The following is a 15342-nucleotide window of genomic DNA, read 5'->3' on the forward strand; positions in this document are numbered from 1 at the left end:
ATCAGCCTCCAGCGATAACCTGAAAAAGCAGGATTTGGTCGCCTTCCTGCAAAAGATGATCTTCCCACCGTTCACGCGGCAGGATGCATTGATTGAGCGCCAGCGCGACGCCCGGCTGCTGCTGTTCCAGCTGCGTGAGCAGAGCGGCGACGGAGGTCGCTTCGGCGCACTGCAACGGTTCATCGTTAAACCACACCTGCATGCTGCCCTCCACAGACCGGACAACCCTGAGCCCGCTGGAGCGCGAGAGTGCGCCAGCTGCTGGTGCGGGCATCGAACAGGCGCAGAGCGTTACGCGGCGTGGCCATGCCGGCGAGCAGCTTGATGGCCTCCAGCGCCTGTAACGTGCCCATCATGCCGACCACCGGGCCGATGATGCCCGCCGTACGGCAGTTGCGTTCGGGCTCGTTAGCGTCCGGCCACAGGCAGCGATAGCAGCCCTGGTCCCACGGCGGCGTCAGTACCATCAGCTGGCCCCCCAGCCCGACGGCGCTGGCGGTAATCAGCGGGGTTTGAAGCGCGACGCAGGCGGCATTGATCGCCTGTCGGGTCGCCATGTTATCGGTGCAATCCAGTACCACATCGGCCTTCGCCACTTCATCCTGCAGGGCCTCTCCGCCTAAACGCTGCTTCAGCGCAATCAGCTCAATCTGCGGATTAAGGCGAGCCAGCCGGGCCCTGGCGGCAGCGGCTTTGGAGCGCGAGATATCATCGCTGGTGAACAAAATTTGCCGCTGCAGGTTGCTGACGTGCACGTCGTCATCGTCGGCCAGCACCAGCGTGCCGACGCCGGCCCCGGCCAGATAGAGCGCGGCGGGAGAGCCCAGCCCGCCGAGACCCACGAGCAGCACCCGGCTGGCCAGCAGCTTTTGCTGGCCTTCAATGGCGATATCCTCCAGCAGCAGCTGGCGGCTATAACGCATAAAATCGCTGTCATTCATCACCGGCTCCCGCTATCTCGAGCAGCCGAGCCGTTGCCTGTCGCCAGTCGGCCGCCTGAGTAATGGCGCTGACCACCGCAACGCTGCCGACGCCGGTCGCCAGTACCGCCGGGGCGCGTTCAAGGCTGATGCCGCCAATCGCCACGGTCGGATAATCGCCCAGACGCTGAATATGCTGCGCGAGCTGCTCCAGTCCCTGGGGGGCGGAGGGCATCTGCTTGGTTTGCGTTGGAAAAACGTGCCCGAGGGCGATGTAAGAGGGACGAGCCGCCAGCGCGATATCAATTTCCATATCGTCATGCGTGGAAACCCCCAGGCGCAGCCCGGCGTTGCGGATGGCGCTGAGATCGGTGGTTTCCAGATCCTCCTGGCCTAAATGCACGCCATAGGCCTGATGTTTGATGGCCAGGCGCCAGTAATCATTAATAAACAGCCGCGCATCATATTTGCGCCCCAGCGCGATCGCGGCGACCACATCGTCTTCGACTTCGCTATCGCGTTTATCCTTGATGCGCAGCTGGATAGTGCGAACGCCCGCGTCCAGCAAGCGTTCGATCCACGCAACGCTATCGACGACCGGATAAAGCCCCAGGCGGAAAGGAACTGCGGGAAAATCGGGTTGATACATCAGGCTTCCTCCTTTTTCAGGTAGATCTCGCCGCCGCGGGCGCGAAAGGTATCCGACATATCGGCCATCCCCACTTCGATGGTCTGTGCGGCGGCATAGTCGCGAACTTCCTGGCTTATCTTCATTGAACAAAATTTGGGACCGCACATGGAGCAGAAGTGGGCGACTTTGCCGGACTCCTGCGGCAGGGTTTCGTCGTGGTAAGCGCGAGCGGTGAACGGGTCGAGCGCCAGGTTGAACTGGTCTTCCCAGCGGAACTCGAAGCGTGCTTTCGACATGGCGTTATCGCGGATCTGCGCGCCGGGATGGCCTTTGGCGAGGTCGGCGGCGTGGGCGGCGATTTTGTAGGTAATCAGTCCCTGCTTAACGTCTTCTTTATTCGGCAGGCCGAGGTGCTCTTTTGGCGTCACGTAGCAGAGCATCGCGCAGCCGAACCAGCCGATCATGGCGGCGCCGATACCCGAAGTGAAGTGGTCGTAGCCCGGTGCGATATCGGTGGTGAGCGGCCCTAAGGTGTAGAAAGGCGCTTCGTGGCAGTGCTCCAGCTCTTCGGTCATATTGCGCTGAATCATCTGCATCGGCACATGGCCCGGGCCTTCGATCATTACCTGCACGTCATACTCCCAGGCGATTTTGGTCAGTTCGCCCAGGGTGTGCAGCTCGGCGAACTGCGCTTCGTCGTTGGCATCCTGAATCGAGCCGGGACGCAGGCCATCGCCCAATGACAGCGAGACGTCATAGGCGGCGCAGATTTCGCAAATTTCGCGGAAATGCTGATAGAGAAAGTTCTCTTGATGATGGGATAAGCACCATTTCGCCATGATTGAGCCGCCGCGGGAGACGATGCCGGTCAGGCGCCTGGCGGTCATCGGCACGTAGCGCAGCAGCACGCCCGCGTGGATGGTAAAGTAGTCCACCCCTTGCTCAGCCTGCTCGAGCAGCGTATCGCGGAAAGCTTCCCAGGTAAGATCTTCGGCAATCCCGTTGACCTTCTCCAGCGCCTGGTAGATCGGCACCGTACCGATCGGTACCGGGCTATTACGCAGGATCCACTCGCGGGTCTCGTGAATATAGCGGCCGGTGGAAAGGTCCATCACCGTATCCGCTCCCCAGCGCGTCGCCCACACCAGCTTCTCGACCTCTTCTTCTATCGACGAGGTGACCGCCGAGTTGCCGATATTGGCGTTAACCTTCACGAGGAAGTTGCGGCCAATAATCATCGGCTCGGATTCTGGATGATTTATATTGGCCGGGATAATCGCGCGCCCGGCGGCGACTTCAGCGCGCACAAACTCCGGGGTGATATTCTCCGGCAGCCGCGCGCCAAACCCAACGCCCGGATGCTGCCGGCGCAACACTTCGCCACGAATACGCTCGCGGCCCATATTTTCGCGAATGGCGATGAACTCCATCTCCGGGGTGACAATCCCCTGCCGGGCGTAGTGCAGCTGAGTCACGCATTTCCCGACCATGGCGCGCCTGGGGGTGAGCAGGCCGGTAAAGCGCAGCTCGTTGAGGCCATCATCCGCCAGCCGCTGTTTGGTATACGCCGAACTGCGGTCGTTGAGTTCTTCACAATCGCGACGCGCATCAATCCATGGCTGACGCAGTTTTTTCAGACCCTGCTCAACGTTAATCGCGATGTGCGGATCGCCGTAGGGGCCGGAGGTGTCATAGACCGGAATCGCTTCATTCGCTTCGTATTGCGGATTATCTTTGCTGCCGCCGATAAGGGTCGGGCTAAGCTGGATTTCGCGCATCGGGACGCGAATATCTTCCCGCGAACCGTGGATATAGATGCGCTGCGAATTGGGAAATGCGGTACCTTCCAGCGTGTCGATAAAGCGCTGGGCGTGTTCGCGTTGCTCTCGACGCGTGAGTTTTGTTGTAGACATAGCTCATTCCAGTTAAACAGGATATGGCTTGCCAGACGACGGATGGAGTAACAGATGCGATCGGCCCTGAAGAGGCTGACGCTAAACGCAGTTTACTCTTGTTCCCTTCGCAGGTATTAGCCTGATCAGGTTCCGCGGATCCCGAATAAACGGTCTCAGCCTTTTCCAGTGTGGAAAATGGGCACTCCGACAAGATGACATCCCCTCTCAGCGAGGGGGAATGTATGTAAACTACGCGTTAATGGCTCACAACTCAAGCGGTCGGCGCGATATTGTCGCTGACGTTATCTTTTTGACTGTGGGCGACGGCGAGGGCGATCAGGCTATCTTCCAGCGCAAAGCGCGCTTCCAGCGCTTCGCCGATATCCGACAGCGCCTGCTGGAACTCGAGGTAGTTATCGTGATCGATGGCGTTTTCGAGGCAGGAGTCGTAGTAATCCATGATCTGCTGGGTATTAGCCTGCAGCTGTGGATAAATCTTCGTGGCGGCTAAAAGTGGCGTATCGCCTTCCAATTCGCCGATAAAGCGTTCATAAATATTAAAATGGCCGGAGGAGAGGTAGTCCACCAGGCTTTGACAAAAATCGTCCAGCGCTTTCTCATTAAGCCGCATAAAGGATTCTTTGCCAGGCTTCAGGCCAACCAGGTTGTAGTAAGCCACAAGCAAATGCTTACGTACTTGTAGCCAGCGATCGACCAGTTTATTGCTGCCTCCAACACGTTCCGTCAGGTTTTCCAGCTGGTTTAACATGGTTGACTCCGCAAGGATTTAAGAGAAATACGTTGCTCACCAAAATGTAAATTTAATGTTAAAAGTGCCAGTAAAATAAAGGTAGTGCAATAGATATGGATCGTATTATTGAAAAATTAGATCGCGGCTGGTGGATCGTCAGCCACGAACAGAAATTATGGTTGCCCGACGGGGAATTACCCTATGGCGAAGCGGTAAATTTTAATCTTGCTGGCCAGCCCGCGCTGCGAATCGGAGAATGGCAGGGCGAGCCGGTGTGGCTGGTACGCCAGGATCGCCGGCATGAGATGGGATCGCTGCGTCAGGTGCTCGATCAGGATGCTGGCCTTTTTCAACTGGCGGGACGCGGGATCCAACTGGCGGAGTTCTACCGCTCGCACAAATTCTGCGGCTACTGCGGCCATCCGATGCATCCCAGCAAAACCGAATGGGCGATGCTGTGCAGCCACTGCCGCGAACGTTATTACCCACAAATCGCCCCCTGCATCATCGTCGCCATCCGCCGGGATGACGCTATTCTGCTGGCGCAGCATACCCGCCATCGCAACGGCGTGCACACGGTGCTGGCCGGGTTTGTCGAAGTGGGTGAGACCCTGGAGCAGACCGTTGCCCGCGAGGTGATGGAAGAGAGCGGCATTAAAGTGAAAAATCTGCGCTACGTGACCTCTCAGCCCTGGCCGTTCCCGCAATCGCTGATGACCGCGTTTATGGCCGAGTACGATAGCGGCGAGATTGTCATCGACAAGAAAGAGCTGCTGGAGGCGGGGTGGTATCGCTATGACGATTTGCCGCTTTTGCCGCCGCCGGGCACCGTGGCGCGCCGCCTGATTGAAGATACCGTGGCGATGTGTCGGGCAGAGTATGAGTGACATGTTACACTTGGCGCATCAACGCTAAAGGAATGTAAAAATGACCGAACTGAAGAACGATCGTTACCTGCGCGCGCTGCTACGCCAGCCGGTTGATGTCACCCCGGTGTGGATGATGCGTCAGGCGGGCCGCTATTTACCGGAATATAAAGCCACCCGCGCCGAAGCGGGCGATTTTATGTCGCTGTGTAAAAACGCCGAGCTGGCCTGCGAGGTCACGCTGCAGCCGCTGCGTCGCTATAAGCTGGATGCGGCTATCCTCTTCTCGGACATTCTCACTATCCCGGATGCCATGGGGCTGGGGCTCTATTTCGAAGCCGGGGAAGGGCCGCGTTTTACCTCGCCCGTCACCTGTAAAGCGGATGTCGATAAATTACCGGTTCCCGACCCGGAAGATGAACTTGGCTACGTGATGAACGCCGTGCGCACGATTCGCCGTGAGCTGAAGGGGGAAGTGCCGCTGATTGGCTTTTCCGGCAGCCCGTGGACGCTGGCGACCTATATGGTTGAAGGCGGCAGCAGCAAAGCGTTTACGGTGATCAAAAAGATGATGTACGCCGAACCGCAGGCCCTGCATGCGCTGCTCGATAAGCTGGCGAAAAGCGTCACGTTGTATCTGAATGCGCAAATCAAAGCGGGCGCGCAGTCGGTGATGATTTTTGATACCTGGGGCGGCGCGCTGACCGGCCGGGATTACCAGCAGTTCTCGCTCTATTACATGCATAAAATCGTTGATGGTCTGCTGCGTGAAAACGATGGTCGTCGCGTGCCGGTCACGCTGTTTACCAAAGGCGGCGGGCAGTGGCTGGAAGCGATGGCGGAAACCGGCTGCGATGCGCTGGGGCTCGACTGGACTACCGATATCGCCGATGCGCGGCGTCGCGTCGGCCATAAAGTCGCCCTGCAGGGCAATATGGATCCCTCGATGCTGTATGCCCCTCCGGCGCGCATCGAAGAAGAGGTGGCGACCATTCTCGCCGGGTTTGGCCAGGGCGAAGGCCATGTCTTTAACCTCGGGCACGGAATTCATCAGGATGTCGACCCGGAACACGCGGGCGTATTTGTGGAGGCTGTGCACCGGTTGTCAGCGCCATACCACCGTTAAGGAGTGATTATGGATTTATCATCGCTACGCACCCAGCAGCTCAGCCTGGCGGCATCGGTTGAACGAGGCGATCGGCTGGAACAGGATCCGCCGACGCTGATCGGCGGAGCGGATGTTGGATTTGAGCAAGAGGGGGAGGTGACCCGGGCGGCGATGGTACTGTTGAGCTATCCCTCCCTGGAGCTGGTGGAGTATCAGGTCGCGCGCGTTGCGACCACAATGCCCTATATCCCCGGCTTCCTCTCCTTTCGCGAAACTCCCGCGCTGCTGGCGGCGTGGGAGCTGCTTTCGCGCAAACCCGATCTCTTATTCGTCGATGGCCACGGTATTTCCCACCCGCGCCGCCTCGGCGTCGCCAGCCATTTTGGCCTGCTGGTGGATGTGCCGACTATCGGCGTGGCGAAAAAACGGCTGTGCGGTAAGTTTGAGCCGCTGGGCGATGAGCCCGGCGCGCTGGCGCCACTGCTGGATAAAGGCGACCAGCTGGCGTGGGTTTTGCGCAGTAAAACGCGCTGTAATCCCCTATTTGTGAGTACCGGGCACCGCGTGGGCCTGGATAGCGCGCTGATGTGGGTAGAACGCTGCCTGAAAGGCTACCGCCTGCCTGAGCCGACGCGCTGGGCTGATGCGGTGGCGTCCCGACGTCCGGCGTTTGTGCGTTGGCAAGCAAATCACGGCTGATTCAGGTACACTGCGGCTAATTTCTGACTTCGAGATTTCATCATGTTACAAAACCCGATTCATCTGCGCCTGGAGAAGCTGGAAAGCTGGCAGCACGTGACCTTTATGGCCTGCCTGTGCGAGCGGATGTACCCCAACTACGCCATGTTCTGTCAGCAAACTGAGTTCGCCGATGGCCAGCTCTATCGCCGTATCCTCGATCTGATCTGGGAAACGCTGACGGTAAAAGACGCGAAGGTGAATTTCGACAGCCAGCTGGAAAAGCTGGAAGAGGCGATTCCTGCCGCAGATGATTACGACCTGTACGGCGTTTATCCGGCCATCGATGCCTGCGTCGCACTGAGTGAACTGATTCATTCGCGGCTTAGCGGCGAAACGCTCGAACATGCTATTGAAGTCAGCAAGAGTTCGATCACCACCGTCGCGATGCTGGAAATGACCCAGGCTGGTCGCGAAATGACCGACGAAGAGCTCAAAGAAAACCCGGCCGTTGAACAAGAGTGGGATATTCAGTGGGAGATTTTCCGTCTTCTGGCCGACTGCGAAGAACGCGATATTGAACTGATCAAAGGGCTACGGGCAGACCTTCGCGAGGCCGGCGAGAGCAATATTGGTATAAATTTTCAGCAATGAGACCAGAAAACGTGATTTACCGCCTGAATTGTAGCGTCTGAAGGCTTCCATTCCGCCCCCCGTCTGGTCTACATTTGGGGGGCGAAAAAACGTGGCTATCGGTGCGTGTATGCAGGAGAGTGCTTTTCAGGCATTTCCGTCGCACTCGATGCTTAGCAAGCGATAAACACATTGTAAGGATAACTTATGAACAAGACTCAACTGATTGATGTAATTGCGGACAAAGCTGACCTGTCCAAAGCACAGGCGAAAGCTGCCCTGGAATCTACCCTGGCTGCAATTACCGAGTCTCTGAAAGAAGGTGATGCTGTTCAACTGGTTGGTTTCGGTACCTTCAAAGTGAACCACCGCGCTGAGCGTACTGGCCGCAACCCGCAGACCGGTAATGAAATCAAAATCGCCGCAGCAAACGTACCGGCATTTGTTTCAGGTAAAGCTCTGAAAGACGCAGTTAAGTAAGACCGCGTGGCAGTGTACAGTTTTATCGAAGGGGCTTGTCGGCCCCTTTTGTCTACCTGGCGCCGCACGCTGGCGCTGGTAGGCGTATTGCTGCTCACTGCCTGCAGCCATGATTCCTCTCTCCCGCCGTTTACCGCCAGCGGATATGCGGATAACCAGGGGGCGATGCGTATCTGGCGCAAAGATTCCGCCAGCGAGGTCCATCTCCTTGCGGCCTTCAGTCCATGGCGTCATGGTAATACCTCGACCAGCGAGTACCGCTGGCAGGATGGCCAGCTCGCGCTGATTGAACTTAACGTCTACGGCAAACCGCCGGAACATATTCGCGCCCGCTTTGATGCTCAGGGCGAGCTCAGCTTTATGCAGCGTGAAATCGATGGCCAGAAGCAGCAGCTTTCCAGCGATCAGGTCGCGCTATACCGCTATCGCGCTGAGCAAATACGCCAGACCAGCGATGCCTTGCGTCAGGGACGCGTTATGCTGCGGCAGGGGCGCTGGCACGCCAACAGGACGGTGACGACCTGTGAAGGCCAGACCGTGAAGCCTGACCTCGATACGCTGGCGCTGGCGCATATTGAGCGTCGCCAGAATCACTCATCCGTTGAGGTGAGCGTGGCATGGCTCGAAGCGCCGGAAGGCTCTCAGCTGCTGCTGGTGGCAAACGAAGACTTCTGTACCTGGCAGCCGACCGAAAAAAGCTTCTGAACTTTACCAGTGTTACCAGTGGTTCATCCCCATATGACCGCGGCCCCCACACCCCATACCTTCGCCGCGAGGAATACCCGCCTGCGCTAATGCGAGATCGAACTTCACCCGCTGTTGGGCAAGCTTCTGACCGAGAGCGTCCATCTCCTGGGCGACGGCTTCGATTTTCGCGCTGTCAGGTTTATCCGTGGTTAACAGCGCGTTGTATTCGTAGCGTTTTGATATGAGCTGCTGACGTAAAACGCGGGTTTGTTCATAGAAATCATTATGCAGCTTCTGGGCAGTGGCCTGTTGGTCGGTCGTCAGCTGGTTATAGCCCTGGGGGCCCATACCGTTGCCGTTATTCCAGTGGTGCCTTGCCCAGGCTGAGCTACTGCCGAAAGTCAGCGCGGCGAGGGCAATCAGCGTCAGCGTCATTTTTTTGTTCCGTTTCATAGTTTATTCTCCTGTCTTATGATTACTCAGTGATTTGCATCTTCCGTGCCAGAGTGGAAAGGCCGCAGGATATCGGGCGTTGAATGCTTTTCAGCGGACGGGAGCGAGTAAAAATGACTCGCGGTAAAGGACGCAGCGGGTCATTTTTACTCGATCGCCTTCCCGGTTTGCGCCCAGGGAGAGGTTAGATGGGACGGAATAGTGGCATGATTTCTGCTGGGCTATGCGGTGTCTGAGGAAAGGGAGTTGTCATGAACGTGATGCGGTTGTCTAAGGATTCCGTCGCCGTTGGGCTGAGCTGGTTGTTAACCGGCCTTATCTTGCTGCTGGTATGCCTGTTTTCCGCGTTAATCGTGCGTGACTATGGCCGTGAAAATGAAGCCGCACGCCAGACTATCCAGGAAAAAGGCAGCGTGCTGATTCGCGCTCTTGAGTCCGGAACCCGGGTCGGAATGGGAATGCGCATGCATCATTCCCAGCTGCAGACGCTGCTGGAGGAGATGGCCTGGCAGCCTGGCGTGCTGTGGTTCGCAGTGACGGATGAGAACGGTAAAATTATCGCCCATAGCGACCCGCGGCGGGTCGGTGAGTCGCTCTATCCTGCCAGCACCCTGCGGGAGCTGAATATCGGTAGCGAGGAGCGCTGGCGCCGCCTCGAACAACCGGAGCCGGCGCTGGAGATTTATCGTCAGTTTCGCCCGCTTAACGGCGGCGGGCATCATATGCGCATGATGATGCGTCGCGAATCTGCCGATCTGCGTAATCAGGCGCCCCAGGTCATTTTTATTGCCTTTGATACCCGCGAGCTGGATGCCGACCATGCTCGTGGCCTGCGCAATATGGTCATTATGCTCTGCGCGGCAGGCGTGGTGATGGCAGCAACGGTGCTGGCGCAGTTCTGGTTCTGCCGCTATCAGCGTTCACGCAAGCAGCTGCAGGAGGCGACGGCGCGAAAAGAAAAGCTGGTGGCGCTCGGTCATCTGGCCGCGGGGGTCGCCCATGAAATCCGCAACCCGCTATCATCCATAAAAGGGCTGGCCAAGTATTTCGCCGAGCGAACCCCAGCCGATGGTGAAGCGCATCAGCTGGCTCTGGTGATGGCCAGAGAAGCCGATCGCCTGAACAGGGTCGTCAGCGAGCTGCTGGAACTGGTGCGTCCGGCGCATTTAAAATATCAATCGGTTGATTTAAATGAAGTGATCACGCATTCGCTTCAACTGGTTAGCCAGGATGCCGCCAGCCGGGCAATATCTCTGACGTTTACCGCGCAGCCCGCGCTATGCCGCATCCAGGCCGATCCGGATCGTTTGAAACAGGTGCTGCTTAACCTTTATCTCAATGCTGTCCATGCCATTGGCCGCGAGGGCGTGATTACGGTGGCGGTGAGGGAGTGCGGCGATGGGCGAGTCAAGGTGAGCGTTGCTGACAGCGGCAAGGGAATGACGGCGGAACAGCTACAGGCCATTTTCACACCGTACTTTAGTACCAAGGCCGACGGCACCGGGCTGGGCCTGGCGGTGGTGCAGAACATCGTTGAGCAGCACGGCGGGACAATTGACGCCGAGAGCGCCCCCGGCAAGGGCGCGCTATTTACGTTCTATTTGCCGGTTAATGGGCAACAGAAGGATGAACAAGGATGAGTGGCGAGCAGGTCGATATTCTGGTGGTGGACGATGACATTAGCCACTGCACTATCTTACAGGCGCTGTTGCGGGGCTGGGGTTATCGGGTTGCGCTGGCCAACAACGGCTTACAGGCGCTGGAAAAGGTGCGCGAGAAGGTCTTTGATCTGGTGCTTTGCGATATTCGCATGGCGGAGATGGACGGCATCGAAACGCTAAAAGAGATCAAAACCTTCAATCCGTCGATTCCCGTTCTGATCATGACCGCGTACTCCAGCGTTGATACCGCTGTAGAGGCGCTGAAATCCGGTGCGCTGGACTACCTTATTAAGCCGCTGGACTTTGACAAGCTGCAGCTGACGCTATCCGAGGCGTTGGCCCACACCCGGCTAAGCGAGTCTCCCGTCACAGAGACCCCCGCCGCCCAGTTTGGTATGGTGGGGGATAGCCCGGCGATGCGGGCGTTGCTGAACAATATCACCCTGGTTGCGCCCTCCGATGCGACGGTATTAATTCACGGCGAGTCGGGCACAGGGAAAGAGCTGGTCGCGCGAGCGCTGCACGCCAGCAGCGCTCGCAGCCGCAGGCCGCTGGTGATCCTCAACTGTGCGGCGCTCAACGAGTCGTTGCTGGAGTCGGAGCTGTTTGGCCATGAGAAGGGCGCGTTTACCGGTGCGGACAAACGGCGAGAAGGGCGCTTCGTTGAAGCGGACGGCGGTACGCTGTTCCTTGATGAGATAGGCGACATTTCGCCGTTGATGCAGGTGCGCCTGCTGCGGGCGATTCAGGAGCGCGAAGTGCAGCGCGTGGGCAGCAACCAGACCCTTTCGGTTGACGTACGGCTGATTGCCGCCACCCATCGGGATTTAGCCGAAGAGGTCAGCGCCGGACGTTTTCGCCAGGATCTCTACTACCGTTTGAACGTCGTGACTATCGACATGCCGCCGCTGCGTCATCGCAGGGAGGATATCCCCCAGCTGGCGCGCTATTTCCTGCAACGGTATGCCGAGCGTAACCGCAAAGCGGTACAGGGATTTACGCCACAGGCGATGGACTTGCTGATTCACTACGCCTGGCCGGGCAATATTCGCGAGCTGGAAAATGCGGTGGAGCGGGCGGTGGTCCTGCTGACCGGCGAGTACATCTCCGAACGCGAGCTGCCGCTGGCGATTACCGGTACGCCGGTTGCGGACGCGCCGCACGGCGATGATAGTATTCAGCCGCTGGTGGAGGTGGAGAAAGAAGCGATTCTGGCGGCACTTGAAAGAACGGGCGGCAACAAAACTGAAGCCGCCCGTCGGTTAGGCATTACGCGCAAAACGCTGCTGGCAAAGCTCAGCCGTTAGCGGTTTTGCTCACGTTCGATAGCGCGCCAGCCGATGTCGTTACGGCTAAAGCTGCCGTCCCAGCTGATATCGCTCATCAGGGCGTAAGCGTGCTTTTGCGCTTCAGCGACGGTGCGGCCCAGCGCGGTAGCGCACAGCACCCGACCGCCGCTGGTCAATACGCGATCGTCGTCAGCAAGTTTGGTTCCGGCGTGGAAGACCTTACCGTCAGCCGCTTCTTCCAGCGGCAGGCCGTGGATCTCATCGCCGGTGCTGTAGTTGCCCGGATAGCCACCGGCGGCGATTACAACGCCCAGCGAGGCGCGCTCGTCCCACTCGGAGGTTTTCTCATTCAGCTTACCGTCGCAGGCGGCGAGGCACAGATCCACCAGATCCGATTTCATGCGCAGCATGATCGGCTGGGTTTCCGGATCGCCAAAGCGGCAGTTGAACTCAATAACCTTCGGATTACCCTGTTTGTCGATCATCAGGCCCGCGTAGAGGAAACCGGTGTAGGTGTTCCCTTCCGCGGCCATACCTTTAACGGTTGGCCAGATAATGCGTTCCATGGTGCGCTGGTGAACCTCATCGGTTACCACCGGTGCCGGAGAGTAAGCGCCCATACCGCCGGTGTTCGGGCCGGTATCGCCATTGCCCACGCGTTTGTGATCCTGGCTGGTGGCCATCGGCAGGACGTGCTCGCCGTCGACCATCACGATAAAGCTTGCTTCTTCGCCGTCGAGAAACTCTTCGATGACGATGCGGTGTCCGGCGTCGCCAAAGGCGTTACCTGCCAGCATGTCGTGAACGGCGGCTTCCGCTTCTTCCTGCGTCATGGCAACAATCACACCCTTGCCAGCGGCCAGGCCGTCGGCCTTAATGACGATCGGCGCGCCTTTCTCACGCAGGTACGCCAGAGCGGGCTCAATTTCTGTAAAGTTCTGATACTCCGCCGTCGGAATTTTATGACGGGCGAGAAAATCTTTAGTGAAGGCTTTGGAACCTTCCAGCTGCGCTGCGCCTTCGGTTGGACCGAAGATTTTCAGCCCAGCGGCGCGGAACGCATCTACCACGCCAATCACCAGCGGCGCTTCCGGACCAACGATGGTCAGGTCAATCTTCTCGTTCTGGGCAAAGCTCAGCAGCGCCGGAATATCGGTGACGCCGATAGCCACGTTCTGCAGCGCCGGTTCCAGGGCGGTACCGGCGTTACCCGGGGCGACAAAAACGGTATCAACCAGCGGTGACTGTGCGGCCTTCCAGGCCAGCGCGTGCTCGCGCCCGCCGTTGCCAATAACTAATACTTTCATCGTCTGCTCCGTAAATTAATGGCGGAAGTGGCGCATATCGGTGAAGATCATCGCGATGCCGTGCTCATCGGCGGCGGCAATCACCTCTTCGTCGCGAATAGAACCGCCAGGCTGAATGACGCAGCTCACGCCAACGGCAGCGGCGGCATCAATACCGTCGCGGAACGGGAAGAAGGCGTCGGAGGCCATAGCCGAACCTTTCACTTCCAGACCTTCATCACCGGCTTTAATCCCGGCGATTTTGGCCGAGTAAACGCGGCTCATCTGGCCTGCGCCTATTCCGATGGTCATGTTCTCCTTGGCATACACGATGGCATTGGACTTCACGAACTTCGCCACTTTCCAGCAGAACAGCGCGTCACGCAGCTCTTGCTCGGTCGGCTGGCGTTTGGAAACCACGCGCAGTTCGCCTTCCGTCACCATACCCAAGTCGCGGTCCTGAACCAGCAGGCCGCCGTTAACGCGTTTGAAGTCCAGGCCCGGCACGCGCTGCGTCCACTGACCGCAGGTCAGGACGCGGACGTTCTGTTTAGCCGCCGTGATTTTCAGGGCTTCTTCCGTCGCGGTCGGCGCGATGATCACTTCAACAAACTGGCGGGAGATGATGGCCTGCGCGGTTTCGGCATCCAGTTCGCGGTTAAAGGCGATAATACCGCCGAAGGCAGAGGTCGGGTCGGTTTTATACGCGCGGTCGTAGGCGTCAAGAAGGGAGGTGCTTACCGCCACGCCGCACGGGTTAGCGTGCTTCACGATAACGCAGGCCGGCTCGCTAAACTCTTTCACGCACTCCAGCGCCGCATCGGTATCGGCGATGTTGTTATAGGAGAGGGCTTTACCCTGAACCTGCTGCGCGGTCGCCACGGAAGCTTCTTTGATTTCTTCTTCTATATAGAAGGCTGCCTGCTGGTGGCTGTTTTCACCGTAACGCATATCCTGCTTCTTAATGAAGTTCAGGTTCAGGGTGCGCGGGAAGCGGCCAGCGGCTTCTTTGCTCTCGCCGTGATAGGCCGGAACCATGCTGCCGAAGTAGTTGGCAATCATGCTGTCGTAGGCGGCGGTGTGTTCGAATGCTTTAATGGCGAGATCGAAGCGGGTATCGAGAGTTAAGGAACCTTTGTTGGCATCCATCTCTTGAATAATGGCATCGTAGTCGCTGCTCTTCACCACAATGGCGACATCTTTATGGTTCTTCGCCGCCGAGCGAACCATGGTTGGGCCGCCGATATCAATGTTCTCGACCGCGTCTTCCAGCGAGCAATCCTCGCGGGCCACGGTTTGAGCAAACGGATACAGGTTAACAACCACCATATCAATAGGCGCGATACCGTGTTGTTGCATAATGCCGTCATCCTGGCCGCGGCGGCCGAGAATGCCGCCGTGAACTTTCGGATGCAGAGTCTTCACGCGTCCGTCCATCATTTCCGGGAAACCGGTGTAGTCAGAGACTTCGGTCACCGGCAGACCTTTCTCAGCCAGCAGGCGTGCGGTACCACCCGTAGAGAGTAGCTCGACACCACGAGCGGAAAGCGCCTGCGCGAATTCGACGATACCGGCCTTGTCAGAAACACTGAGCAGGGCGCGGCGGACTGGACGACGTTGTTGCATGGTATTAAATCCCCAGGATTTGAATATTACAGAGAGCGTTAGGTGAGTTTTTGCCTAAAAACTCACCTAACGCACCCAACCGGGCATCCTTGTTATAGCGCGGCATTGTAACGAAAACGTTTGCGCAACGCTCGCGAATTTTTATCTTTCTCTTTTTACCCCCGGATCGCGCCTTATATAGACCTTATATAGAGAAGAGAGAGGGCCTTTATAAGGGGGCACCTTTCGTCATCTGTGGATAATTCTGTGCGTAACTGGGTATAAAGCGGGGTTTTGCTGGGGAATGCAGCAGTCAGTCATTTTTCTGCAATTTTACTATTGCGGATGCTCGGGAACTCCCTATAATGCGCCTCCATCGACACGGCAGATGTGAATCAC

The 15342-nt window shown here is 57.9% G+C and carries 16 protein-coding genes and 1 riboswitch; of the genes, 8 read left to right on the top strand and 8 right to left on the bottom strand.

The genetic code is table 11. The annotated features are described in order from the left end of the window. Position 1: 1 nt before the first annotated feature. The 5 genes from thiS to KOSB73_RS02590 form a co-directional block, all read right to left on the bottom strand. Positions 2 to 202, bottom strand: coding sequence for a sulfur carrier protein ThiS (gene thiS / locus KOSB73_RS02570; protein ID WP_004870502.1), 201 nt, complete (start codon positions 200 to 202; stop codon positions 2 to 4). Next, positions 186 to 941: a HesA/MoeB/ThiF family protein gene (locus KOSB73_RS02575; RefSeq protein WP_004870504.1), complete on the bottom strand. Its 756-nt coding sequence runs from the start codon at positions 939 to 941 to the stop codon at positions 186 to 188. Before KOSB73_RS02575 ends, thiS begins: the two co-directional genes overlap by 17 nt. Then, entirely contained in the window at positions 934 to 1569 is a 636-nt protein-coding gene (thiE, locus tag KOSB73_RS02580) for a thiamine phosphate synthase (protein ID WP_004870507.1), read from the bottom strand. The genes KOSB73_RS02575 and thiE overlap by 8 nt, the downstream gene beginning before the upstream one ends. Further along, positions 1569 to 3464, bottom strand: coding sequence for a phosphomethylpyrimidine synthase ThiC (gene thiC / locus KOSB73_RS02585; RefSeq protein WP_049087539.1), 1896 nt, complete (start codon positions 3462 to 3464; stop codon positions 1569 to 1571). The genes thiE and thiC overlap by 1 nt, the downstream gene beginning before the upstream one ends. 85 nt (positions 3465 to 3549) lie before the next feature. Beyond that, positions 3550 to 3663, bottom strand: a riboswitch (TPP riboswitch). Between the two features lie 54 nt (positions 3664 to 3717). Beyond that, a complete protein-coding gene (locus KOSB73_RS02590; RefSeq protein ID WP_004127603.1) occupies positions 3718 to 4215 on the bottom strand; it encodes an Rsd/AlgQ family anti-sigma factor in 498 nt (165 codons plus the stop codon). Positions 4216 to 4310: 95 nt separating this feature from the next. Here KOSB73_RS02590 and nudC point away from each other — a divergent pair, with 95 nt between their 5' ends. The 6 genes from nudC (at position 4311) to KOSB73_RS02620 (ending at position 8667) form a co-directional block, all read left to right on the top strand. Beyond that, positions 4311 to 5084: an NAD(+) diphosphatase gene (gene nudC / locus KOSB73_RS02595; RefSeq protein ID WP_004870513.1), complete on the top strand. Its 774-nt coding sequence runs from the start codon at positions 4311 to 4313 to the stop codon at positions 5082 to 5084. Positions 5085 to 5124: 40 nt separating this feature from the next. Next, positions 5125 to 6189, top strand: a complete 1065-nt coding sequence (hemE, locus tag KOSB73_RS02600) for a uroporphyrinogen decarboxylase (RefSeq protein ID WP_004127611.1) — start codon at positions 5125 to 5127, stop codon at positions 6187 to 6189. Positions 6190 to 6198: 9 nt separating this feature from the next. Further along, positions 6199 to 6870, top strand: coding sequence for a deoxyribonuclease V (gene nfi / locus KOSB73_RS02605; RefSeq protein WP_024360693.1), 672 nt, complete (start codon positions 6199 to 6201; stop codon positions 6868 to 6870). Between the two features lie 42 nt (positions 6871 to 6912). Next, entirely contained in the window at positions 6913 to 7503 is a 591-nt protein-coding gene (locus KOSB73_RS02610; RefSeq protein WP_004097673.1) for a YjaG family protein, read from the top strand. 186 nt (positions 7504 to 7689) lie between these two features. Beyond that, complete coding sequence (hupA, locus tag KOSB73_RS02615) at positions 7690 to 7962, top strand: nucleoid-associated protein HU-alpha (RefSeq protein WP_004097675.1); 273 nt, start codon at positions 7690 to 7692, stop codon at positions 7960 to 7962. Between the two features lie 12 nt (positions 7963 to 7974). Continuing rightward, on the top strand, positions 7975 to 8667 hold the full coding sequence (locus tag KOSB73_RS02620; RefSeq protein WP_004870522.1) for a DUF1481 domain-containing protein: 693 nt from the start codon (positions 7975 to 7977) through the stop codon (positions 8665 to 8667). Between the two features lie 12 nt (positions 8668 to 8679). Here KOSB73_RS02620 and zraP read toward each other — a convergent pair whose 3' ends face one another. Beyond that, positions 8680 to 9102, bottom strand: coding sequence for a zinc resistance sensor/chaperone ZraP (zraP, locus tag KOSB73_RS02625; protein WP_098140209.1), 423 nt, complete (start codon positions 9100 to 9102; stop codon positions 8680 to 8682). Positions 9103 to 9353: 251 nt separating this feature from the next. Here zraP and zraS point away from each other — a divergent pair, with 251 nt between their 5' ends. Both zraS and zraR read left to right on the top strand, forming a co-directional pair. Further along, positions 9354 to 10742 (top strand): two-component system sensor histidine kinase ZraS, encoded by a 1389-nt coding sequence (gene zraS / locus KOSB73_RS02630; protein WP_049087544.1) that lies wholly within the window; start codon positions 9354 to 9356, stop codon positions 10740 to 10742. Continuing rightward, positions 10739 to 12070, top strand: coding sequence for a sigma-54-dependent response regulator transcription factor ZraR (gene zraR / locus KOSB73_RS02635; RefSeq protein WP_098140210.1), 1332 nt, complete (start codon positions 10739 to 10741; stop codon positions 12068 to 12070). Before zraS ends, zraR begins: the two co-directional genes overlap by 4 nt. Here the strand turns inward: zraR and purD are convergent. Together purD and purH are read right to left on the bottom strand one after the other, a co-directional pair. Next, the gene (gene purD / locus KOSB73_RS02640) at positions 12067 to 13359 is read right to left on the bottom strand and encodes a phosphoribosylamine--glycine ligase (protein ID WP_024360696.1); all 1293 of its coding nucleotides are present in this window, start codon (positions 13357 to 13359) and stop codon (positions 12067 to 12069) included. The genes zraR and purD overlap by 4 nt on opposite strands. A gap of 15 nt (positions 13360 to 13374) precedes the next feature. Further along, positions 13375 to 14964 (bottom strand): bifunctional phosphoribosylaminoimidazolecarboxamide formyltransferase/IMP cyclohydrolase, encoded by a 1590-nt coding sequence (gene purH, locus KOSB73_RS02645; protein ID WP_098140211.1) that lies wholly within the window; start codon positions 14962 to 14964, stop codon positions 13375 to 13377. Positions 14965 to 15342: the final 378 nt, after the last annotated feature.

The organism is Klebsiella grimontii, from assembly GCF_900200035.1.
GTDB lineage: Bacteria > Pseudomonadota > Gammaproteobacteria > Enterobacterales > Enterobacteriaceae > Klebsiella > Klebsiella grimontii.